Genomic DNA, 21,379 nt, shown 5'->3' with positions numbered 1-21,379 from the left:
TAAGAATCTTAAAAAAGCACCTTCGGGTGCTTTTTTTTATGGCTAAAATTATAACTGTAAAATTAATCACGACAGATTTAAGCTAAATCTTAGTTTTGTATTATTTTTTTAATCTAAATTGTCGACATCGGCATAAAAAAAGTAACTATTCTTCAGCAATTCTACAGCTTGATCAAAATCTTCATTTTCATCCAACATATAAAATATGCCATCAAGCTTTGTATAGTCAGGATGATTTTTTGCTAACTGAATTTGGATCGTACTTCGTTCTGCTTGGCTGCGTGTTACATAATGAACACTAAGTAAATCAAAGTCGATGTCATTACATAGCGGCTGTTTTAAGGCAATGGCACCACAATAATCATGTATTTCAGGTAATAAGCGTAGAACTAAATCAGCCTCTTTGCTTTCCGCCACGATGAGCTCTGGGTCTGCAGTCTTACACAAGGCCAGTATTTCTGTTAATAGGGTTGTTTCATCTAGTGTATGGTCTAACACGATGACTTTTTACGGTTGGATTAAATCAAAGTCATCTATTAAAATCATAAAACCTCCTGAAAATAGAATGGTTATGCTTTATTTATCTGCGTTATAAAATGAAATGGCGCTACGTTTGGAATCTAAAATTTTCTACAAATGGTTTTGGATAATGTGTTTAGTCTAAGAACGTTCTAAGGTTAATCATGGCGTAGAAATGCAACATTTTTTGATTCGTAGCTCAGTTAAATATGAAATTGTTAATATAGGGCGCTACGCTTCATGCTCATTGCTAGACCCAATATACATGCTTTGATTAGTAAAAGAATCGGCGTCGCGACATAAACTGTCGTTATTGATATCGATTGAATCCTGAAAGTGAAATGATTAAATGTATTCGGACATATAGCGATAGCATCATAATCAAATGATTGTTCACGAACTGTCTTAATGTCGTGTTTTGATGCTTTAGTTAAGTAAAGTTTTGGCTTGGTTAAATTTATACTTCGATGCTAGCGAGTTGAGGGCAGTTCCGTTAAAATGCTTCAAATTTCAGCAGTTCGTTAGAAGAAAATAAAAATATGAAATCCTTAATTACCTTAGGTAGTAAAACGTCACACGGTGGTGTGGTTTCAGAATGTGAACCTTCATTTGTGATTAATGGTATTGCGGTGCATTTAAATGGCATGAAACATTATTGCCCGAAATGTAATTCGACTGTGGCTGCGATCGCGGCAGATCAAAGTACAACGGTAAAGGGGCGTGGTGTTGTGGTTGCTGGAGATAAAACCACTTGTGGCGCAACCTTCTTACCAAATCAATCAATGGTCGGTTCACAAAAATAATCTGCATACTGACTTTTAGGTCATCTAGATAAGCTCTTTGAGTCCTGTTTAAATCGTATTGATCTCTTTATGATGGGTCATCATCAGTTGATTGGATGAGTTTTAGATGAAAAGCGCGATCCATTTTACCCATGCCAATGGTATTCCTGCCGCGAGTTATCGAAAGTTTTTATCCTACTTTTCACCGCAATTTGATGTGAAGGCGATTCCGCTGATTGGTATGGATGAGCGCTATCCGATCACCAAAGATTGGCGATATTTGGTCGATCAAGTCATCGCAGATATTGAGCACCAATTTCCAAAGCAACAAGTGATTGGGCTAGGGCATTCTTTTGGCTCTTTAGTCACCCTGATGGCGGCTTATAAACGTCCAGATTTGTTTTCACAACTGATTATTATGGATCCACCTTTTGTAATCGGTCCTAAGTCCGCCATTTTTGAAGGCATGCAAAAATTAAAGCTCAAAACTGTCGATAAAATCACGCCTGCAGCAATTACACTGAAGCGCAATGATCATTGGTCAAATTTGGATGAAGCCTATACGGCTCTGCGGAATAATCGTTTATTTAAAAGTTTTGATTCGCAGTGTTTTGAAGATTACTTTGCACAAGGCATTCAAGCTGATGAAAAACGCGGTGGCGTGACCCTCAGCATTCCAAAAGCCGTCGAAGCACAAATTTTCCGTACAGTGCCTGCATGGTGGTGGCGTACCCCACGGAAAGCCCCTCAAATGCCTGTACACCTTATCACCGCAAATGACAGCCATTTTTATAAACAAGGTTTGCCTGACGGAATGAAGAAAACCTATGGTATAGATTATAGTGTGGTTGATGGTGGGCACATGTTTCCACTTGAGCAGCCGAAACAGACAGCGCTACACGTCATGCAGTACTTACAGCATTAGAAAAATATATTTTGCTCATAAAAAAGGAGACCTGAACGTCTTCTTTTTTTCTCACCGTTAATTTTTAGCGAATTTGGGCTTCGTCTAGATGGCGAGCACCTTCCAATATCATACGAATCATAATCATGGTTTGTTCGGCAACTTCTTTGCGTTGTTCTGTCGGTAGATCAATGACTTTCGCACCCATGTTAAACACCAATTGGGTAATACCACGTGCCACGATGTCAGGATGAGCCAACTTGCTCTGATTTAAACGCTCTAGGACGATTAAATCTTCTCTTAATTCTTGTTGGAAATAGTTGAGTTGACGCTCAACTGCATTTTTATAAGAATGCGAACCAGTATAGCCTTCACGAAGCAACAGGCTTAAGTTGCCTTCATCGGCATCTAGCTGCTGAATAAATACTTCAACTGAACTACGAATAATACTGCTTTGGCGTGATGCCTGAAGGCGTGCTTCATGCAAAATTTGACGTAACACACCGCCAGCTCGATCAATCAACTCAATGGCTAATTCATCAATATCTTTGAAATGACGATAGAAACTATTTGGAGCAATGCCAGCTTCACGTGCAACTTCACGCAAACTCAGTGATGAAATACTTTTTTGTGGACCAATTAAATTAAGCGCTGCCTGAAACAGTTCTTCCTTGGTAATTGTTGCTTTACGACCTACAGTGCGAACTGTAAGTGGAGTTTCAGCTTCAGAATGTAAATCTTCCTGGTACATGTTAACCATATTCGTCTGTGCAGACTGAGTCATATTTTTTAATAGATTAAAAACATTAACATATTATAGCGTCTGCTAATAGCTTTTGTGAAAATGTCGATTAAATGCACAAGCGTATATACAAATATATATACATGTGTATAATAATTAAAAACCTCCCATGAGTTGTATTTGATTATGCATGTACTCGAAAAAGCGAAAAAGCCTTTAAACGCAATCAAAGACAGTGTTGTAGACGTCAATGCGGTAAATTTCTGGTTGCAGAAATTTAATCCGTTATGGTCTGGTAATCAGGCACTCGGCAAAATTGTACAAAAAGAAAATGCAGCAAATGAGATGGTCAGCCTAACCATACAGGTGAACCGTTTATTTAAAATTGGCGAAGCTGGTCAGCATCATCCTGTTTTTGCTCGCGTAAATGGTATCCGTTACGAACGTACTTATAGTTTGACTCAGTTAGATGATCAACACGTATTGCTTAGTGTAAAAAAAGTGAATACGGGTATTGTGAGTACTTGGCTCGTAGAACAAGCGCAAGTGGGCGATATCTTAGAATTTGGTCAGCCTTTTGGTGATATGACTTTGGTGTCAAATTCTGCGCCGTTGCTACTATTGGCTGCGGGTAGTGGTATTACGCCAATGTTAAGTTTGTTGAAAACGATGAGCAAAACCAAGAAAATTGCGGAGCAACCAATTCAGTTAATGTATTGGGTTAAGTATCACGATGATGCCGCATTCAAATTACGCTTCGAAGCTTTGGCAAATCAATATCCAAACTTTAAATTTCAAATTTTCTTTACCCAAGAAGAAGTTGCTGATCCACGATTAAATGCCGCTCACGCTGCTCAAATTGACGACATTGAGCACAGTACTGTGTTTGCATGTGGTCCATCGGGTTTCGTCACTCAGGCCGAAGCGTTATTTGATCATGCACAATGCTTTATGAGTGAAGCATTTAGCATGAGCCCAATTGCAACGGATGAGATTGGCTTTGTGAATGTCACACTTACACAATCCAATAAAACCGTCAGTATTCCAAAAGGCCAATCAATTTTAGCCAGTCTTGAGCAGCAAAATATCAAACTAAATCACGGTTGCCGTATGGGCATTTGTAATAAATGTGCCTGCAATAAAGTGGAAGGTTCGACTAAAAATATGGTCAATGGTAGCCAAAATACAGAGCCGGGTAATTTACTCAAAATTTGTGTGAACTCAGCACAGTCAGATCTTGTTATTGATTTATAAGGTAGAAAAATATGAACATGCCTGTAAAAATTGAATATTTTAAAAATCCCAAAAACCGTGAGTTAACCCAATCGCAATTAGACGAACTTGCGCGTGAGCTTGATGCGATTAAGCAAGAAGTTTTAGATGACTTAGGTGAAAAAGACGCGAAATACATTCGCCGTGTGTATTCGACAGTTCGTTATTCATCTATGGCGGGTCGTGCTTTATTGTTTGCAGGTTGGTTCCCACCAGCGTGGATTTTGGGCACAGGTCTTTTAGGTTTTGCCAAAATCATGGAAAACATGGAATTGGGTCATAATGTCATGCACGGTCAATATGACTGGATGAATGATCCTAAATTCAATGGTCAGACCTACGAATGGGATATCGTAGGGACAGCAGATAACTGGCGCCAAACTCACAATTTTAAACATCATACCTATACCAACATTAAAGGTATGGATGATGATATTGGTTATGGTCTCGTTCGTTTGTTCCCAGAACAGCGTTGGAAGCCGGGCTATCTATTACAACCGATTTATAGCATTCCATTTTGCTTATTGTTCCAATGGGGTGTTGCCATTCAAAACCTTGAATTGGGTAAATACTTCAAAGGTCGTAAAACAAAACAGCAAACCAAAGAAGAATGGAAACCAATGCAAGCCAAAATCGGCAAGCAATTATTTAAAGACTATGTGTTCTTCCCGCTTATTGCAGGGCCTGCAGCATTACCGGTGCTTACAGGGAACCTAGTGGCGAATGGTCTTCGTAATATTTGGACGTTTAGTATTATTTTTTGTGGTCACTTTACCAAAGATGTTGAAGTTTTCCCGAAAAAAGTACTTGAAAATGAAAGCCGTGGACATTGGTACATGCGTCAAATTCGTGGTTCTTCAAACCTTACCGGTTCAGAAGCATTTCATATTTTGACAGGGCATTTAAGCCATCAGATCGAACACCATTTATACCCAGATGTTCCTGCGCGTCGTTATCGTAAAATGGCGCCAAAAGTACAGGCGGTATGTGAAAAATATGGTTTGAACTATAATAACGCAAGCTTGGTGAAACAGTACGGCAGTGTTATCAAACGTATTGTGAAATATGCGTTTCCATTTAAAAAGTAATAAAAGCTAGGCTTGAGTTGCTGAATCAAAAAAAAGCCATGCATTTACATGGCTTTTTTCATATTAACTTTGGGGGAAATATCTATTTTACTTTTTGATATGTAATTTGAGGATCTTAATCAAATTCATATAATTTCCTTTTTTAGCCATACGAATGACCAATTCAATTTCTTCTTTCGTCCACATCTGGCGAGTGGCTGAGAAGGCAAATTGAGCAAGGAGAACAAATGGATTTTCGCCAAATTTAATATGGAGGCCTTTGACATATTTCGGTGGATTGAATTGATTCATATTCTTTTCCCGCTTTTAATATTTGACCGCATTATTTCTAATTAATGAGAAAAATAGCACACTATAAAGTCAAAATAAAAGCAGAATTTTCAAAATTTAATCATATATTAGAGCGACTTAAATTTAAGTTTGTGATTGTTAACTTTGATTAATAAACCAAACTAAATCACTCGACTTTAGTCGAGTTCAGGTAGGCACTTATCCTGTCCATTCATGAAATGGTGGGTGGCCAATTCAAACATAGCGAGGTCTTCATCGCTATTTCCATAGGCATATACCTGCTCATAGTCTTGAAGGTTAAATTGCTCCAAAACTCGAATTTTCTTTTGCTCACCACTACAGTCTAAGGTTTGATACAAACCAGTCAGTATTTGGTCATTGGCTGCTGTTTCGGTACAAATCAGTTTGACCCCGAGCTTTTCGGCCACAGGTTTAAGATATAAATCGACGGATGCAGAAACCAATACGACTTCATGACCGCGTTTTTGGTGTTGCTGTAATTGTTCATATAGCGAAGGATTGAGTTCCGCCATCAAATGTTCAGCATATTGTGCTGCTTGATTTAAAACCTGCTCATGATTGGCTTGGCTAAACATTGCGGCATATAGGCGAGGACGCATTGCATGGGCAGGATATAGCTTGAGATAATAGCCTTGAATCCAAGGGAGAATTTTAATCCCTTGGCGCACGATATGTCGTTTAGGCAGGGAATAGAAGATGAACCCTGTAAAACTGTCTTTATTACACAGGGTTCCGTCAAAATCGAATAAGGCTAGAGTTTTAGGTTTTTGATGCGGCGCATGCATGTTTGATAACGTCCATCGACTCGTGTGGCAAACCAATTGGTATTGTAATCACGGCTTAATTTCGGCCCAGAAATTACGACTTCAGGCATCATGGCATAAAACGGTTCTTTACCAGTCTTTTCTTGGTACAACTTTTTGACCGCTTTATACGTCAAAGTATCTTCGAAGTCCTGATCTTTTTCTTTTTTAAGATCTGAACGAATTTGACGTGGAGTTGCAATTACATTGTTTTCTGCAAAAACGGCAATCAGCGCAGTTTCAGACTGGCTTTTTGCTGAACGTGGAGAACCATCTTTATTATAAAGTAAGAGGTCACCATCTAAGCCGAGCTCAGCAGGGGTTAAGTCATTCAACATGCTTTGGAATGCCGCATTACGACTCGAATAACGACCCGAGTTATAATCTGCAAAACGATAAATCGGTTTGTCATATTCAGCTGGATACATCATTAAACGGTGGATGCCGTAATACAAACCGCCATATTGGCTATACATGTCAGTACGTAGAGCAGCAATATTTCCACCTTGGCGTTTGTGGTCTTTGGCATAGCCTATATGAACTTGCATGGAACCCAAAGTGGTAATGGGGTTGAGCTTTTCACCAATATCTTGTCCAACCAGTTTCGCTGCGCCCGTCAAAGCACTCACGTGATAATGTTTAGACATATAGTCAAAAATTTCACGATATAACTCGTCTAGTTCACGTTCAGTTTGAACACGGCGCATTTGGCTCAAATAGTTATCTTCTGGACTTGGCTGATTTTTTAACACATCTTGGAAATAGCCAGCGACTGTACCACCGATGCCATCACCCAATTTATCTTTAAACTTTTCTTCAAGACGATCTTGAACTTCTTTAACGGCTTTTTCACCGAGTCCCGGCACATGTGGGTCAGCAACAAAATTGGACTCTTGATCGACCACAGCAACAATCGTACAGACATTTTCTTTCGTGGTCGGAATACCGAGCTGATCACTAATGTCATAGATATCATTGGCCCATGAAAGACGTTCATTCACGCGAGGTGGAATGGCTTTTTTAATCTGTTCTGCTTCCATAGTGGGTTCATCTTTGCTCCACCATGAACCATTACCACAGGCAGCCAAGCCAATGGATAAAGCCAGTACAGAAAGGGATTTAAAGCATAATGTGGTCGAAAAAGTTTTGTTCATATTTTCCAATAAACTCAGCCATATGGGGGCGACAAAGCAAGAGCAGTATACTATGCAAAATACATAAGTAATGAATAAATATGTATATGCCTCATAGGGGACTGTCAATCTATTTATGGAGATCTACGCGTGTAAAAACAAGCAGTTCTGTCAGGATGATTGGAAAAAGAATGCTTTTTGAGCTAAATAGATGAATATTCCAATATCATTTTCAACAGATTATAAAAATGAAGGTATATACTAGCTGAAATCCATAATTTTTTAAGGGAATTATTATGCCAGCTAAATTTTTCAGTCGTTTCTTGGGTTTGATTGCGTTAGTTATGGTATTGGGGGCAATCGTTATAAACTTTGTTGTGGCTAAACCGATGGTGGAATATTGGATCTTACTCTTATTACCTTGTTTTGCTGTTCCAATTTTAACCTCAGTGATGATCACGAAGGATGAAAATCTTTAACATCATCGTTCAGTAAATCTATTTTTCAATCCAATAGATGATCACTACTCAGCCTTTGCAAAAGCTCACTTCGGGTGGGCTTTTTTGTCGATGTGTCTAAAGTATTTTATACTGTGCAAATGAGAAAGTTAAAACGCCAGCACAAATTAACGGTATCAAAAGTGGTTTGGTCAACTGAACAAGATGCCGTGTTGATCGAACATGCAGATTTAGCTATGTCTGAATTAATCCAGCGCTTGGGATTTAGTGAAGAAGACATTTTACAAAGAAAAGAAGTATTAGGTTTAAACCGGCGGGCACGTCAAATTCAACGTTTATATTTTAAATAATTGAAGTCAAATTCATTGACAGCTGCGAAAGACTTAAAAAATGCCTGTGAATTTAAAAACCCACAATCTGTGGGCTTTTAAATTTTTGCTCAATTATTTTGCAACAGTTTCAGAAGCAGGAGCCGCTTCAGTTGCGTCTTGAGCAACTTCAGTTGTTTGAGCTTCAGATGCAGCAGCTTCAACTTTTTGTTCTTCAGCAGCAAATGTAGTTGCAGCCGCCGTCGAGATAAGTGCAGCAAAAAGTGCTTTATTTAAAGTTTTCATGATTCAATCTTCAGTCTATTTTTGGAAAAACAACTTAATGTATTAATCATGAGAAAAGTGTAATTAAAATAGATTGTTCTGTGTCCAAATTGTGAATTCCAACGAAAAAATTATCAAATTAAATCAGTATCTTGAAGTCTATCACAAAATAATATGTGCCATTCAATTGTCGTTAATTATTTGAAAGGCTTTAAAAAGAAAAACCCGAATAAATCGGGAAGTATATTTTACGTTGTTATTACAGCGAAACTTACACACTATTCGCTTAATTACAATTTGTCGCTGAAATATGACGCCATGATGAAAAAGAGATTATTGAGCAGGGCATTCAATTTTGAGTTTTACTTTGTAATAGTCCTGTGCAATCTTCAAATCATTTAACATTTTATCTTGAGTATAATCTTGGGCTGCGAGTTTGAGCATGGCAGGCATATAGTTAGTTTTATATTCATGAGGGTAGTCATGACATAAGACTTGGGTTTTTTCCTTGATCGATGTGCTTGGGGCATCTAAAACATCAAGGTATTGACTGATTTGCGCATCTGACTGCTCAAATTGTTGAGTCGCTTGTTCCGTTGTTAAATCAGCGTTTTGGCTTTCAGCTGCAGCCACCTCGTCATTCGGTTGTTGGCAGGCAGTAAGAATGGTAGCGAAAAATATAAAAGAGAGAATTTTCAATTTTTTCATAAAGTTCAACTCACTGATGTGAATTTATAGATTTAAGTTTTCAATGATTTTAGCAGTATCCCTCTATAGTAACACCTGTACAGGCAGATCTGCTGAAAGTCTGATGTTGAATCGATAGTGTGTTAACTACATGGCTGATGCATAAGTTTCAACGACTCTTAAGCAAAAGCGTAGAAATTTTTGTTTGGAATTACTAAACTATCGCATTGCAAATTTGCCGTCCAATTCCGAAGCTTCAAATTCCTCAATTCAATCGTTGAGCAATGTTGATATTCATTGTCATCATTCAATTGCATAATCATTGCCATGAAACGTTTTTACGCTCAACAGATTTTGCGAACATACATTTGAATTTAGCATTGTAAAAGTGGCTTGGAAGATTTCGAATGTGGTTCGGGCATCATTTGCTAAATATAGCTAGAGGTTAAAACATTGAGTCAACATCCTGTCATTCAAGAATTATTCGATCGTCCCATCGAGAGAAAACTGTGGGTGGCACCTATGGCAGGTGGGTTAGATTACGTTACTATTTACAATAACATCCAATTTAATGAGTATAAATAGTGCATTATCTAACCAAAATTATTAACGGACTAACAATTTGCTTCCTAGCATCAGTGAATTGCTATGCTAAAGATGAACCATCAAATGCTAATAATGTAATTGAATTTAAATGGTACGAAGCCAAAAATTATTACAACAGAATAATGAGAGAGTCTAGAGAAGCCAAAAGGAATGATAGTGATTGTGAGAAAAAACTGGATAGCTGTGATAAAGATATGAAAAGCTATCTTTATTACCCGAAAGCATTAGCTGACGCAAAAGCTCGCTTAGAAGCAGCTGAAAGTAAACTATATGAGAAAATATCATTAGAATTTAATGCAGAGAATGCTGGGGTTCAGAAAGATTAATACTTTTATAAGAAGCGGCGTAATCAGAAAAGTCTTGTCGCGTTAAATAATAGATATTCTTTTCAGAAATATCTAAACTAGCGATATGCTGTAGTGCTCCTGTTTTTGTCCTAGCAAAACTGTCCGCCTCATCCAAATACTGAAATATGAATTCTCTGAGTGTTTTTGCTTAAGTTGCACCTCAGGGTTCAACATTTTTTCAGGGTGCAATTCAATTTCTGCCTCTGCGCGTTTAATCCACTCATCAGCCAAAGACTTTTAGCTAAATGTTTTGGATTGCTTGAATTCTGGGTAGCCTTGAAGTTGTACGCGGACTTGAGCTCTATACCGAGTTGTACCGTCTTTTGTTTGTCGCTTAGTGACTGTACCTATAAATTTGCAACATTGAAATTTCGTGGTGCAAATAGGTTGCAACTAAAGAGCATTAAAAGTCAATACGAAGCGACTAAACGAAGTTAAACGAGGTTAAAAGATTTTGAGTAAAAACAATGTCATTCAAGAATTATTCGATCGTCCCATCGAGAGAAAACTGTGGGTGGCACCTATGGCAGGGGTTACAGATCGCCCATTTCGTACACTTTGCAAATACTTTGGTGCAGGTCATGCTGTTAGTGAAATGATGACGGCAGATAAGACGTTACGCATGAGTAAAAAGAGTCTTTATCGTGCCAATTTTGATGGTGAAATAGCGCCTATTTCTGCTCAAATTGCAGGGTCAGATCCAGCTGAACTGGCTGAAGCCGCTCGCTATCAAGTGGCAAATGGTGCGCAAATTGTCGACATTAATATGGGATGTCCGGCGAAGAAAGTCTGTAATAAGTTGGCAGGTTCTGCACTACTCAAAGATGAAGACTTAGTGGCTCGCATTTTAGATGCTGTGGTTGATGCAGTTGATGTACCCGTGACTTTAAAAACCCGCTTGGGCTATCTCAATGGTCATGAAAACATTATGCGCGTTGCGAAACGTGCCGAAGAAGCTGGCATTGCTGCATTGGCACTTCATGGTCGTACACGTGAAGATATGTATCTGAATACGGCGCGATATAGCTTAATTAAAGATGTGAAATCGTTGATCAATATTCCTGTGATTGCCAATGGTGATATTGATACACCTGAAAAAGCCAAATATGTACTGGATTATACTGGTGCCGATGCAGTCATGATTGGTCGCGCAGCTCAAGGTCGCCCATGGATATTCCGTGAAATTGGACATTACCTGACGACAGGTGAACATATGGCTGCGCCAAGTATTATGGAAGTTCGTGACGTATTGCTTGGACATTTATCTGAGTTATATGGTTTTTATGGTGAATATTCAGGTTGTCGAATTTCACGTAAACATATTGCTTGGTATACCAAAGGTTTACGCTCTAGTAATGAGTTCCGCCAAAATATGTATAAAGTTGAATCTACAGCAGATCAATATAAAGTCGTCGAGAACTATTTTAATCACTTACTCGATCATGGTCAGATCATGAGTGATGTTCAAGTTGATCAGGTCAATTTGCTTGAAACCAAGTAACTTAAAGTCAAACGAAATAGATCTGTGCAATGTGATACAAAGTAGGCCGCTGTAAGTTAGTTAGATTGATTTGAAATAAGTACCTAATAAAAAGCCCTCAATGTTGAGGGCTTTTTATTAGGCATTCATGTTTGAATGATGCGTTGAGCGAGGTCTTAGTTAAAGCGCATTTCTAAAACCAATTGATTGATCAAGTCGGGTGCTTCCAATTCACGTATTTGAGAGACATTAGTTCCTGCCCAAAATGCACCATATTCATGTACGCCATGCTTGCTGGCTGCTGCATGTAATTGTTTGCCTAAATCATAGCTATATGGGTAAGCCGGAACGGTTGGGCGTGTTGGTGTGTCAATATTTGTGTGCCAGTTATTGATAATGCCACGTGCAGGCCGGCCTGAAATACTTGATGTAATCTGCGTGATGGGCGCATCAAATAGTGCTTTGCGATAAGCCTCATTTGCATTTGATGTTTTGCATTGCACAAAAGCAGTGCCCAGTTGAACAGCATCTGCACCCAACTCCATAATTTGATAGGCCTGATGTCCATTCATAATGCCACCAGCTGCAACAACGGGGCATTGAATATGGCGTTTCAAGAGCTGAACCAAGTCACGAGTTTTAACGCTGCTATCGAAGTTTTCATTGAAAATGCCACGGTGACCACCAGCTTCAATACCTTGAGCAATCACGATATCAATACCCGCAGCTTCAATCAGTTTAGCTTCTGCTAAATTGGTTGCAGAAACTAGAGTCAAAATACCCGCTTGTTTTAAGGCCTGAATTTGATGTGGGTGCGGAATGCCAAAATGAAAACTCACCGCTTTAGGGCGCGTTTCCAATACGAGGTTTAGAAACTGGTCATTGTCTTTAAAGCTTGGATAAATACAGTTGAGTGCTTCTGGAGCTTCTGCATTATATTGGGCAAAGCGTGACTTAAATTGCATGATCCATTTAGCAGCAACTTGTTCATCGAGTTCTACAGTGTCATGACAAAAAAAATTGACCTGAAAAGGTTGTTCAGTGAGTTCTTGAGTTTGTAATATTTGCTGACGTGCATTCTCAACACTGCTTGCACCTAAACCCAGTGAACCAAGTCCACCTTGATTTGACACCTCTGCAGCAAGCTCAGGTGTAGAAACACCTGCCATTGGGGCAAGAAATATAGGGTGTTTGATGCCAAGTTTTTCTAATAAAGTCATGTGCATACTCCAATCACTCTAAATACTTTGCCCAAGCGAGTGAAATTAAGCAAATAATATTCGTTATTTCATATCAAAATGGTCTGGAGCCTGCACCAATGCTGTACTTAAAATTAAGCGACACCTCATGTCGTATTGATGATGTATGACCTAACTTTTGAACTTGATCATTTTAAAATAATGCTCTGATCATTTTAAATTTTAAAACTCTCCCATGTCTGAACGTATCCGTGAAAAACTGCAAATTTTAGCCGATGCTGCCAAATATGATGTCTCATGTTCTTCGAGTGGTAGCAAGCGCCAAAATAAAGACAAAGGTCTGGGTAATACTGGAAATGGCATTTGCCATAGCTATACTGAAGATGGCCGCTGCGTATCATTGTTAAAAATTCTATTTTCCAATGTCTGTATTTTTGACTGCGCATATTGTGTGTCCCGTCGAAGTAACGACGTAAAGCGCGCAGCATTTACGGTACAGGAAGTGGTCGATTTGACCATGAATTTTTATCGACGGAACTATATTGAAGGGTTATTTTTAAGTTCGGGGATTTTTAAATCGGCGGATTACACCATGGAACGTATGTTGCAGGTGGTAAAAAAACTGCGTTTAGAAGAAAATTTTAATGGTTATATTCATCTGAAGACCATTCCGGGGGCATCTCAGGAAATCATTACCGAAGCAGGTTTATATGTCGACCGTATGAGCATTAATTTGGAAATGCCGACAGAAGATGGTTTAAAAAAATTTGCACCTGAAAAAAGTCATGTTGAAGTCCAAAAAGACTTAGGTATCGTGCGAGATCGTTTGATTCAATTCAAAGATGAACGAAAAATAATACGCACAGTTCCTAAATTTGTACCCGCAGGACAAACGACGCAAATGGTGGTGGGCGCACATCAAGAGTCTGACCGTGATGTCATACTGATGGCAGACCGTCATTACAAAGAGTTTAAGCTCAAGCGTGTGTATTACTCGGGTTATATTCCAATTAATGAAGAGGAGCGTGCGCTGCCAGCTGTGGGGTCTGCGCCACCTTTATTACGAGAAAATCGGCTGTATCAAAGTGATTGGTTGATGCGTTTTTATGGGTTTGAAGCGACGGAATTGGTCGATGAAGAGCATCCAAATTTAGAATTGGATATTGACCCTAAATTAGCGTGGGCACTGCGTCATCCCGAGCAATTTCCCGTGGATATCAATCGTGCTGAATATCAAATGATCTTACGTGTGCCGGGTATTGGTGTACGTTCTGCTCAAAAAATTGTTCAAGCACGACGTTTTGGGAAAATCCATATCGACCAATTAAAACGTATGGGTATTTCCTACAACAGAGCACAACATTTTATACGCTGTGAAGATTCTCCCAAATTTATTCGAGATCAACAGCCACATCAAATACGTCAGCAGATCTTGCAAAGTGGTCAGTCGAAATATACTCAGCAGATTTCACCTCAATTGAACTTAGGATTTTAGGATACAGTCGTGAGTATTTATGTCTTTGATGGCACGATGACAGGATTGCTAAGCTGTATTTTTCGGGCCTTTCAATTTAAGCAATTTGATGTACAGATTTGTACGGATGGGCAAGTACAGGCGGGTCTTTTCGCCGATGTCATTGATGTAGCAAGTCATGATGAACATGCACAGCGGGTATGGCAGGGTTTAAAACTCAAAGCATCTGATCGTGCGTTGAAACAGTTTTATTATGCATTTTTATCCGAGCAGCAGCAGGCTTTTCAGCATTGCTTTAATTTTGCAGTGTATGTGTTTCAGCAGCAGCGAGATGTGTCAAAGAATTATGGTCATGCAGACGTCTTGGGTCTGAGTCAATGGGCGAAGCAAGTGGGGCGTGAAAAGCACCGAATGGAAGCTTTTGTGCGCTTTAAAAAATGTCAGGATGGCTTGTTTATCAGTTTAGTCTCACCTGACTTTAATGTATTGCCTTTGATCGAACGGCATTTTAAATCACGCTATCAAGATCAACGTTGGCTGATTTACGATGAAAAACGCAACTATGGCATTTACTATGATCTACAGCAGGTGCATCAAGTGGATATGGATGCCACAACCATAGATGGGCAAATACAGTCAGGCCATAGTCAATCTTTCAATATCGAACTGGATGATGATGAAGTTTTATATGATCAGCTTTGGAAAGATTATTTTAGCAGTGTCAATATTGAAGCCCGACGTAATATGAAATTACATGTGCAGTATGTGCCACGTCGTTATTGGCGTTATATGAATGAGAAAGCGATTTAATTTCAAATCATTTGAAGAATTTCGGGCATAATGATTGCGCTTTTGATTGTTTAAGTGAGACTTTGATGAAATTATTTCTTGTTACGACCATTCTGACGACAATGGCATTAACGGCGTGTTCTGCAAATGAACAAGAAAAGAAAACATTCAATCCAAAAAGTTATCAAGTTGCCGATACAGCGGGATTACAACAACGCTTTGAGCAATTAAATCAAACTCTAGCAGCCGATTTTAGCCAACTAAAAAAAGTAGAAAGTATGGCTTTTTCAGATCAATCCGCTTTAGATGTTCAGAACTTAAAAACTTTAAATCAGCATTTTGTTGCTAATACCGCTTTAAAAAGCTCCAAAATTGCCTATTGCGAAGTAATGAATCATTATTTTTCTGAAATGTATCATCTCGGACATGTGAACTTGGCCTTGGTGAAAGACGTTAAACTGCCAAATGCCGCAAATGAAGATTTGAGTCAGGTGTTTGCGAATGCTGACCAATTTTATGATTTTATTATCAACCGCTATACCACATACAAACAGGCACAAGAAACCATGCAATATGGTTGTAATCTAAAAGCTGCACTAGCAGATTAAAAAAAGCCCCTCATTTGAGGGGCTTTTTATTTCACAGAAATTAGCAGCCTGTAAGTTTTTCAGGTTGTGGACGTTCGCCAGGGAAGAAGATTGGACGTAGTTTGACGCCGATACCGTTCCCAATGAAGGCAAATACTAACCATAACCAGCCATGCAAACTACCTGAAGCAATACCGCTGAAATATGCACCAATGTTACAGCCGTATGCTAAACGTGCGCCATAACCCAACATCAAACCACCGATCACAGCTGCTAGCAGTGAGCGTTTTGGGATATTAAAGTTCGGTGCAAATTTGCCTGCTAGGCTCGCTGCGAGTAAGGCACCGAGCATGATGCCGAAATTCATCATTGACGTAATATCAAACCATAATGATTCGGTGAGTGCTTTGGCATTTGCAGGTTGCTGCCAATATGCCCAAGATGCAACATCGATCCCCATGACACTTGCTGATTTTGCGGCCCAAACGGCTAAGGCAGAGGTCACGCCCCAAGGACGGCCTGCAAGTGCGAGTGTGGCAAAGTTTAGTAAAGTCAGGATAATTCCGCCCCAAACCAATGGCCATGGACCACGTAGAAAACGTTTTCAGCCGTGTTGCTTGGCTTGCGGTTCAACTTCAAGCTGACCATGGCGTTTCTTTTCAAAGTAAATTGTTGCTGCGGCAATGATTGCAAAGAGCACAAAGTTTAAAACCAGTGCAGGGACTACACCAAAGCTTTTGACTAAAGAAATCGGCTCAAAGTGGGGAAGGTCAAACCACCATTGAATATGTGAAGTTGCAATCAATGAACCTGTACAGAAGAAGATCAGCGTTACAATCATGCGTGCACTACCTGCGCCCACAGTGTACAGGGTACCCGATGCACAGCCGCCGCCAAGTTGCATACCAATACCAAAAATAAAGGCACCGATCATCACGGACATTGAAACAGGATTAACGTTACCTTTGACTGGGTTGCCAAATAATTCACCCGCACCTAAAGCAGGGAAGAAGAGCAGTACAGCCAAAGCCAACATGATCATTTGTGCACGTAAGCCACGACCACGACGCTCTTTAATAAAGACACGCCAACTTGAGGTAAAACCAAAAGATGCGTGATAAAGCGTCATACCCAAAGCACCGCCAATTAAAAATAGCAATGCTTGGTTAACGCCTACAACCAGATAAGCACCAATGGTGCCTAAAATTAATAAAACAAAAGCCACCCAAATCGATATATTGGATCGATTGGCTGGCGCAGCAATAACAGACATGGAGAAAAAAGCTTAAAAAATGTATCTCTATTTTACGGTTTTTATATATTGTAAAAATGAATATTGTTGAAAAATCACACAATCATTACTGTATATAATTGATTTAACATATATGAAAAACTGATAAAGCGAGCGTTAAACTGGATTTACATTAAATAAAGAACCAATCCAGCTAGAAAATAGCATGGCTGCAATGCCCCACAGAGCAACACGTAGACTGCCTTTCAACATAGAAGTGCCTGCTGCATAACTGGCTAAGGCACCGAGGAGTGCTAGGGAAATCACGCCAACGGCCATAACAGTTTTTTCAATATGCATGTCAGCACTGATCAAGATCGCAACCATCGGAAATAGTGCACCAATTGAAAATGCTAAAGCCGATGATAGTGCTGCTTGAACGGGTTTTGCTGCGGTATTGTCATGGATTCCAATTTCATCTCGTGCATGGGCCTCTAGTGCATCATGGGCCGTCAATTGGACTGCAACTTCATGTGCTAGGTTCGGCTCTAACCCACGATTTACATAAATTTGAGTCAGCTCTTTAAGTTCTAGCTCAGGGTTCTTTTGTAGTTCTTTATGCTCCATGTGAAGATCTGCTTTTTCGACGTCTTCTTGAGATTTCACAGAGATATATTCGCCCGCCGCCATAGAGGTTGCACCAGAGATGAGTCCTGCAATGCATGTAATGAGTAAGGTATGGCTAGAAGCACCACTTGCAGCCATGCCCATAATTAAACTAGTGACGGAGATAATGCCATCATTTGCACCGAGTACAGATGCACGTAGCCAACCTGTACGTTCCATAAAATGTTTTTCGGTATGATGTGAATAAGACATTCTTTTCTCTAAATTTGTTATTTATATGACCTCATAAGATTGACCTGACATCAGTTAAATTTCAAGTTAAAAATAGATTGAAACAGTAAGTTGAATAAAATACAGATATAAAAAAAGCACCCGAAGGTGCTTTTTTTTAAGAATGCTTATTGTTGAGCTTTTTCTTTCACGTTTGCTGCACCTTGCTCAACAGCACCTGCAGTTGCAGCAGTCGCGTCTTTAGCTGCTTCTTTTGCATTGTGTGCAGCAGCTTCAGCATTTTCTGCAGCATTGTCAGCTGCTGTCGCAGTTGCAGTTGCAGCATTATCTACAGCAGTAGCTGTCGCAGTTGCCGCTTCTGAAGTTGCATCAGCAATGTCATGGCCTGCTTGGTCAGCAGCGTTTTCTAGGTGTTCACCAGTTGTTGCACCTGTTTCTGGCGCTTTGTCTTTATTACAGCCAACAAGTGCAACAGTTGCAGCCAAACCTAAAGCAACAAGTAATTTATTCATTTTGATCTTTCCTTTTTTTGTTATGCCCGTAGCATGGGCTGAATTTATATTAGCTGAAAAAATATTCAAAAATCGATCAAAAATTGTTGATTTAGTGTAATTTTATCCAGCATATTTTGTAGTTTAAAAGGCTTTATATATGCTTATAGCGTTAAGGGTTTTGACTAAATAATTCTTCAATTGAAGTCACAAGTAGATAGATAAATTCACTGTCTTCATGGCGCCATAAATATATTTCTTCCCCCAATTGTGTATCGTCTACCGTACGCATCAATAAATAATCGCCATCGCCGTTATGTGCAATTGCAATACTGTTTTCAGGGAAGTCTTCAATTTTACTTATGGATTGATGTTCTGCGGCTAGATGATTCGTTGTACGTTTTATTCTTTTCACATCGCTGGTGTCTTGGAAGGGGAAGAGCCACCATGCTTCGATATCATCACCATCTTCAAATTCATCCGCACTAGAAAAGCTAATGCCGAATTCGCCACCATTTTCAATTTGCATTTTGGCTTTATATTTTTCTGGAAACTTAAATCCTAATTGTTCTTCAGTTGCAGTAATAAATTTTAAGTCTAATGGAAAGGGCATGATGTTGTTCTTAAATTATTTTGGTGTTTTATGAATAAGCTAGGCGTAAATTTTAGTCAATATTTTTTACACTCGTTATTTTTATCCTAGATGTTTTAGTTATGGACATATGGGGCATAAAAAAGCCTGCAATCAATGCAGGCTTTTTTGAGAAATTAATCTATTAAGATTAAAGACCAGCAGATGCTTTAAGCGCTTCCACTTTGTCAGTTTTTTCCCATGTAAATGCGGTATCAGAACCTTCACGACCAAAGTGACCATACGCAGCAGTTTGTTGGTACATCGGTTGGATTAAGTTCAACATACGAGTAATACCGTATGGACGTAAGTCAAAGTGTTCACGTACAAGTGCAATAATCAAATCTTCAGATACTTTTGCAGTATTGAATGTGTTGATCGAGATAGATGTTGGTTCTGCAACACCAATCGCATATGACACTTGAATTTCACATTTGTCAGCTAGGCCGGCAGCCACAATGTTTTTAGCAACATAACGGCCTGCATAAGCAGCAGAACGGTCCACTTTTGATGGATCTTTACCAGAGAACGCACCACCACCGTGACGAGCCATACCACCGTAAGTATCTACAATGATTTTACGGCCTGTTAAACCACAGTCGCCTACAGGGCCGCCAATGACGAACATACCTGTTGGGTTGATGTGGAATTTAGTGTCTGCATGGAACATTTCAGCAGGAATCACTTTTTTCACGATTTCTTCAATTACCGCTTCTTTCAATTGAGCTTGAGTAATTTTGGGATCGTGCTGAGTCGAAAGTACAACTGCGTCTAAGCGAACTGGCATGCCGTTTTCATAAGCAAATGTTACTTGGCTTTTTGCATCGGGACGTAACCAAGCAAGTTTGCCTTGTTTACGTAGTTCAGCTTGTTTTTCCATTAAGCGATGCGCATATGAAATCGGTGCTGGCATAAGCACATCAGTTTCACGGCTTGCATAACCAAACATTAAGCCTTGGTCGCCCGCACCTTGATCTTCTGGTTTTTGACGGTCAACACCCTGAGCAATTTCAGGTGATTGTTTACCGATCATGTTGATCACGGCACAAGTTGAACCATCAAAGCCAAGATCTGAATGATGGTATCCGATACCATTTACGGTATTACGAACAATCGCTTCAAAGTCAACATTTGCAGTTGTTGTGATTTCACCGGCAAGTACAACCGCACCCGTTTTTACAAGCGTTTCACAAGCAACCCGTGCATATGGGTCTTCTTTTAAGATTGCATCCAAAATAGCATCACTGATTTGGTCAGCCATTTTATCCGGATGGCCTTCGCTTACAGATTCCGAGGTAAATACAGCGTACTCGCGCATAAGTCCTATCACAGTTAAATTTAAAGACGCAATATGTTACATCGAGAAAGCGTTTAGGACTAGCTTAACATGACCAAATTGGATGAAATTAATTCATTTCAATGACTTTTTAATTGATATAGGCATCTAAAAAATTGATATGAGCTATGGATTTCTCATTTTAATTTTGTATGATGAGATAAAACAGAGATATTGGGCTTTGGTACAAGCAACAATGTGATTAGGCGTTAAAATGCCTAAATTGGCTTTTTAAGTGAATCAATTATAAGAAAAAATCAAATCAGTATCCTGTGATTTATCAATGATGAATGTCATGAACTGTCAGAATATGACTGTTCATGACAATTAATCGTTTAATTTGAAAAATAAAACACAATAAATGCGGGCTTTTGAGACTTGGTATGCAAATTGCCTATTTGTCATTACGTTGAATGGGGAAACGTAATGAAACAGTCTGGTTTTACACTCATTGAAATTATGATCGTGGTGGCAATCATCGGTATTTTGGCTGCAATTGCTACTGTATCTTACAATGGCTATGTCGCTCGGGCGCAAGTGGCTGAAGTATTAACAATGATTTCACCCTATAAATTAAAACTGATTGAAAATTATTCAGAGGAACAAAACTGTGTAGATTTGAATACAGCGCTGAATGAAAGTATCAGTACCAAGTATATTGCGAGTAGTGAAATTACTGATGTGGCAGGAACGTGTTCAGTGGTTTTTACGTTTAAATCAACAGATGTCAATTTTGCTCTTCGCTCAAAGCAGATCTATTTTAGTATTCCAGATGGTTTAAATGGTGCTTGGAATTGTCAATCGGATGATATTTCGCAGCGAAATTTACCTGCTACATGTCGTGGGATCTAAAGTATTGAATGTGAAACCGTGAGTATATTGGATAAGTGCTGATTTCATAGGGATGAGTACGACGTTTGAGTTACCCAAACCATAGTGGGTTTAATTATTGAAAGTATTTCATATTTCAAATGGTCATTTATTTAGACAAGCTTTGACTACCACTTTTATTTGCAATTGCCTTTCGATGTATCGGACTTTTATCAATTACAGAGCG

General features: G+C 39.2%; 24 protein-coding genes and 3 pseudogenes. 13 read left to right on the top strand and 14 right to left on the bottom strand.

Features of this window, described 5'->3' with window-relative positions; all coding sequences use genetic code 11:
* Window positions 1-108: 108 nt before the first annotated feature.
* Entirely contained in the window at window positions 109-498 is a 390-nt protein-coding gene (locus tag FTV03_RS04065) for a hypothetical protein (protein ID WP_180040086.1), read from the bottom strand.
* 560 nt (window positions 499-1,058) lie between these two features.
* Between FTV03_RS04065 and FTV03_RS04060 the strand changes: the two genes are divergently transcribed.
* Both FTV03_RS04060 and FTV03_RS04055 read left to right on the top strand, forming a co-directional pair.
* On the top strand, window positions 1,059-1,322 hold the full coding sequence (locus FTV03_RS04060; RefSeq protein ID WP_078193592.1) for a PAAR domain-containing protein: 264 nt from the start codon (window positions 1,059-1,061) through the stop codon (window positions 1,320-1,322).
* Between the two features lie 106 nt (window positions 1,323-1,428).
* Window positions 1,429-2,226, top strand: a complete 798-nt coding sequence (locus tag FTV03_RS04055; RefSeq protein ID WP_180003806.1) for an alpha/beta fold hydrolase — start codon at window positions 1,429-1,431, stop codon at window positions 2,224-2,226.
* A gap of 64 nt (window positions 2,227-2,290) precedes the next feature.
* Here the strand turns inward: FTV03_RS04055 and fabR are convergent, their stop codons facing one another.
* On the bottom strand, window positions 2,291-2,989 hold the full coding sequence (gene fabR, locus FTV03_RS04050; protein ID WP_078188804.1) for an HTH-type transcriptional repressor FabR: 699 nt from the start codon (window positions 2,987-2,989) through the stop codon (window positions 2,291-2,293).
* 144 nt (window positions 2,990-3,133) lie between these two features.
* On the opposite strand from fabR, the gene FTV03_RS04045 reads away from it, so the two are divergent.
* Window positions 3,134-4,201 carry a ferredoxin reductase gene (locus FTV03_RS04045; protein ID WP_180022037.1) on the top strand — a complete coding sequence of 356 codons (1,068 nt, stop codon included), beginning with the start codon at window positions 3,134-3,136 and terminating at the stop codon, window positions 4,199-4,201.
* Between the two features lie 11 nt (window positions 4,202-4,212).
* A complete protein-coding gene (locus FTV03_RS04040; RefSeq protein ID WP_180040084.1) occupies window positions 4,213-5,307 on the top strand; it encodes an acyl-CoA desaturase in 1,095 nt (364 codons plus the stop codon).
* A gap of 87 nt (window positions 5,308-5,394) precedes the next feature.
* On the opposite strand, the gene FTV03_RS04035 is transcribed toward FTV03_RS04040, so the two are convergent.
* The 3 genes from FTV03_RS04035 to FTV03_RS04025 all read right to left on the bottom strand — a co-directional run bounded on the left by FTV03_RS04035 (window position 5,395) and on the right by FTV03_RS04025 (window position 7,576).
* A complete protein-coding gene (locus FTV03_RS04035) occupies window positions 5,395-5,598 on the bottom strand; it encodes a hypothetical protein (protein WP_078188800.1) in 204 nt (67 codons plus the stop codon).
* 176 nt (window positions 5,599-5,774) lie between these two features.
* Window positions 5,775-6,404 carry an HAD-IB family hydrolase gene (locus tag FTV03_RS04030; RefSeq protein WP_180040082.1) on the bottom strand — a complete coding sequence of 210 codons (630 nt, stop codon included), beginning with the start codon at window positions 6,402-6,404 and terminating at the stop codon, window positions 5,775-5,777.
* On the bottom strand, window positions 6,371-7,576 hold the full coding sequence (locus FTV03_RS04025) for a DUF1615 domain-containing protein (protein ID WP_180003816.1): 1,206 nt from the start codon (window positions 7,574-7,576) through the stop codon (window positions 6,371-6,373). Before FTV03_RS04025 ends, FTV03_RS04030 begins: the two co-directional genes overlap by 34 nt.
* A gap of 275 nt (window positions 7,577-7,851) precedes the next feature.
* On the opposite strand from FTV03_RS04025, the gene FTV03_RS04020 reads away from it, so the two are divergent.
* Both FTV03_RS04020 and FTV03_RS04015 read left to right on the top strand, forming a co-directional pair.
* Entirely contained in the window at window positions 7,852-8,034 is a 183-nt protein-coding gene (locus tag FTV03_RS04020; protein ID WP_078193584.1) for a hypothetical protein, read from the top strand.
* A 92-nt stretch (window positions 8,035-8,126) separates the two neighbouring features.
* Entirely contained in the window at window positions 8,127-8,363 is a 237-nt protein-coding gene (locus FTV03_RS04015; protein WP_373687944.1) for an acyl-CoA thioesterase, read from the top strand.
* A 93-nt stretch (window positions 8,364-8,456) separates the two neighbouring features.
* Here the strand turns inward: FTV03_RS04015 and FTV03_RS04010 are convergent, their stop codons facing one another.
* Complete coding sequence (locus FTV03_RS04010) at window positions 8,457-8,627, bottom strand: hypothetical protein (protein WP_180039988.1); 171 nt, start codon at window positions 8,625-8,627, stop codon at window positions 8,457-8,459.
* Between the two features lie 312 nt (window positions 8,628-8,939).
* Window positions 8,940-9,314 (bottom strand): hypothetical protein, encoded by a 375-nt coding sequence (locus FTV03_RS04005; RefSeq protein ID WP_180040080.1) that lies wholly within the window; start codon window positions 9,312-9,314, stop codon window positions 8,940-8,942.
* 563 nt (window positions 9,315-9,877) lie between these two features.
* Between FTV03_RS04005 and FTV03_RS04000 the strand changes: the two genes are divergently transcribed.
* On the top strand, window positions 9,878-10,225 hold the full coding sequence (locus FTV03_RS04000) for a hypothetical protein (RefSeq protein WP_180040079.1): 348 nt from the start codon (window positions 9,878-9,880) through the stop codon (window positions 10,223-10,225).
* A gap of 16 nt (window positions 10,226-10,241) precedes the next feature.
* Here FTV03_RS04000 and FTV03_RS17885 read toward each other — a convergent pair.
* Window positions 10,242-10,597 (bottom strand): annotated as a pseudogene (locus FTV03_RS17885) (site-specific integrase); the annotation flags it as partial.
* A gap of 103 nt (window positions 10,598-10,700) precedes the next feature.
* On the opposite strand from FTV03_RS17885, the gene dusB reads away from it, so the two are divergent.
* Window positions 10,701-11,747, top strand: coding sequence for a tRNA dihydrouridine synthase DusB (gene dusB / locus FTV03_RS03995; protein ID WP_180022264.1), 1,047 nt, complete (start codon window positions 10,701-10,703; stop codon window positions 11,745-11,747).
* A gap of 155 nt (window positions 11,748-11,902) precedes the next feature.
* On the opposite strand, the gene FTV03_RS03990 is transcribed toward dusB, so the two are convergent.
* Complete coding sequence (locus FTV03_RS03990) at window positions 11,903-12,946, bottom strand: nitronate monooxygenase family protein (protein WP_180040077.1); 1,044 nt, start codon at window positions 12,944-12,946, stop codon at window positions 11,903-11,905.
* A gap of 214 nt (window positions 12,947-13,160) precedes the next feature.
* Here FTV03_RS03990 and FTV03_RS03985 point away from each other — a divergent pair, with 214 nt between their 5' ends.
* From FTV03_RS03985 to FTV03_RS03975, 3 genes are all read left to right on the top strand, one after another.
* Window positions 13,161-14,420 (top strand): putative DNA modification/repair radical SAM protein, encoded by a 1,260-nt coding sequence (locus tag FTV03_RS03985; RefSeq protein ID WP_180040075.1) that lies wholly within the window; start codon window positions 13,161-13,163, stop codon window positions 14,418-14,420.
* A 9-nt stretch (window positions 14,421-14,429) separates the two neighbouring features.
* Window positions 14,430-15,209 carry a TIGR03915 family putative DNA repair protein gene (locus tag FTV03_RS03980; RefSeq protein WP_180040073.1) on the top strand — a complete coding sequence of 260 codons (780 nt, stop codon included), beginning with the start codon at window positions 14,430-14,432 and terminating at the stop codon, window positions 15,207-15,209.
* Between the two features lie 65 nt (window positions 15,210-15,274).
* Window positions 15,275-15,796, top strand: a complete 522-nt coding sequence (locus tag FTV03_RS03975; protein WP_180040071.1) for a hypothetical protein — start codon at window positions 15,275-15,277, stop codon at window positions 15,794-15,796.
* Window positions 15,797-15,836: 40 nt separating this feature from the next.
* On the opposite strand, the pseudogene FTV03_RS03970 reads toward FTV03_RS03975, so the two are convergent.
* The 5 genes and pseudogenes from FTV03_RS03970 to metK form a co-directional block, all read right to left on the bottom strand.
* Window positions 15,837-17,048: pseudogene (locus FTV03_RS03970) on the bottom strand (YeeE/YedE family protein).
* Between the two features lie 135 nt (window positions 17,049-17,183).
* On the bottom strand, window positions 17,184-17,885 hold the full coding sequence (locus FTV03_RS03965; RefSeq protein WP_180040069.1) for a VIT family protein: 702 nt from the start codon (window positions 17,883-17,885) through the stop codon (window positions 17,184-17,186).
* Window positions 17,886-18,031: 146 nt separating this feature from the next.
* Entirely contained in the window at window positions 18,032-18,376 is a 345-nt protein-coding gene (locus FTV03_RS03960) for a hypothetical protein (RefSeq protein WP_078188782.1), read from the bottom strand.
* A gap of 151 nt (window positions 18,377-18,527) precedes the next feature.
* The gene (locus FTV03_RS03955; protein WP_180040067.1) at window positions 18,528-18,968 is read right to left on the bottom strand and encodes an SMI1/KNR4 family protein; all 441 of its coding nucleotides are present in this window, start codon (window positions 18,966-18,968) and stop codon (window positions 18,528-18,530) included.
* Between the two features lie 169 nt (window positions 18,969-19,137).
* Window positions 19,138-20,304, bottom strand: coding sequence for a methionine adenosyltransferase (gene metK, locus FTV03_RS03950; protein WP_078188779.1), 1,167 nt, complete (start codon window positions 20,302-20,304; stop codon window positions 19,138-19,140).
* A gap of 444 nt (window positions 20,305-20,748) precedes the next feature.
* Here metK and FTV03_RS18150 point away from each other — a divergent pair.
* Window positions 20,749-20,845: pseudogene (locus FTV03_RS18150) on the top strand (prepilin-type N-terminal cleavage/methylation domain-containing protein); the annotation flags it as partial.
* Between the two features lie 14 nt (window positions 20,846-20,859).
* Window positions 20,860-21,174 carry a pilin gene (locus tag FTV03_RS03945; RefSeq protein ID WP_373683988.1) on the top strand — a complete coding sequence of 105 codons (315 nt, stop codon included), beginning with the start codon at window positions 20,860-20,862 and terminating at the stop codon, window positions 21,172-21,174.
* Window positions 21,175-21,379 lie beyond the last annotated feature (205 nt).

The organism is Acinetobacter sp. YH12218, from assembly GCF_013417925.1.
Taxonomy (GTDB): domain Bacteria; phylum Pseudomonadota; class Gammaproteobacteria; order Pseudomonadales; family Moraxellaceae; genus Acinetobacter; species Acinetobacter amyesii.
This window is presented reverse-complemented; position numbering and strand designations above follow the sequence as displayed.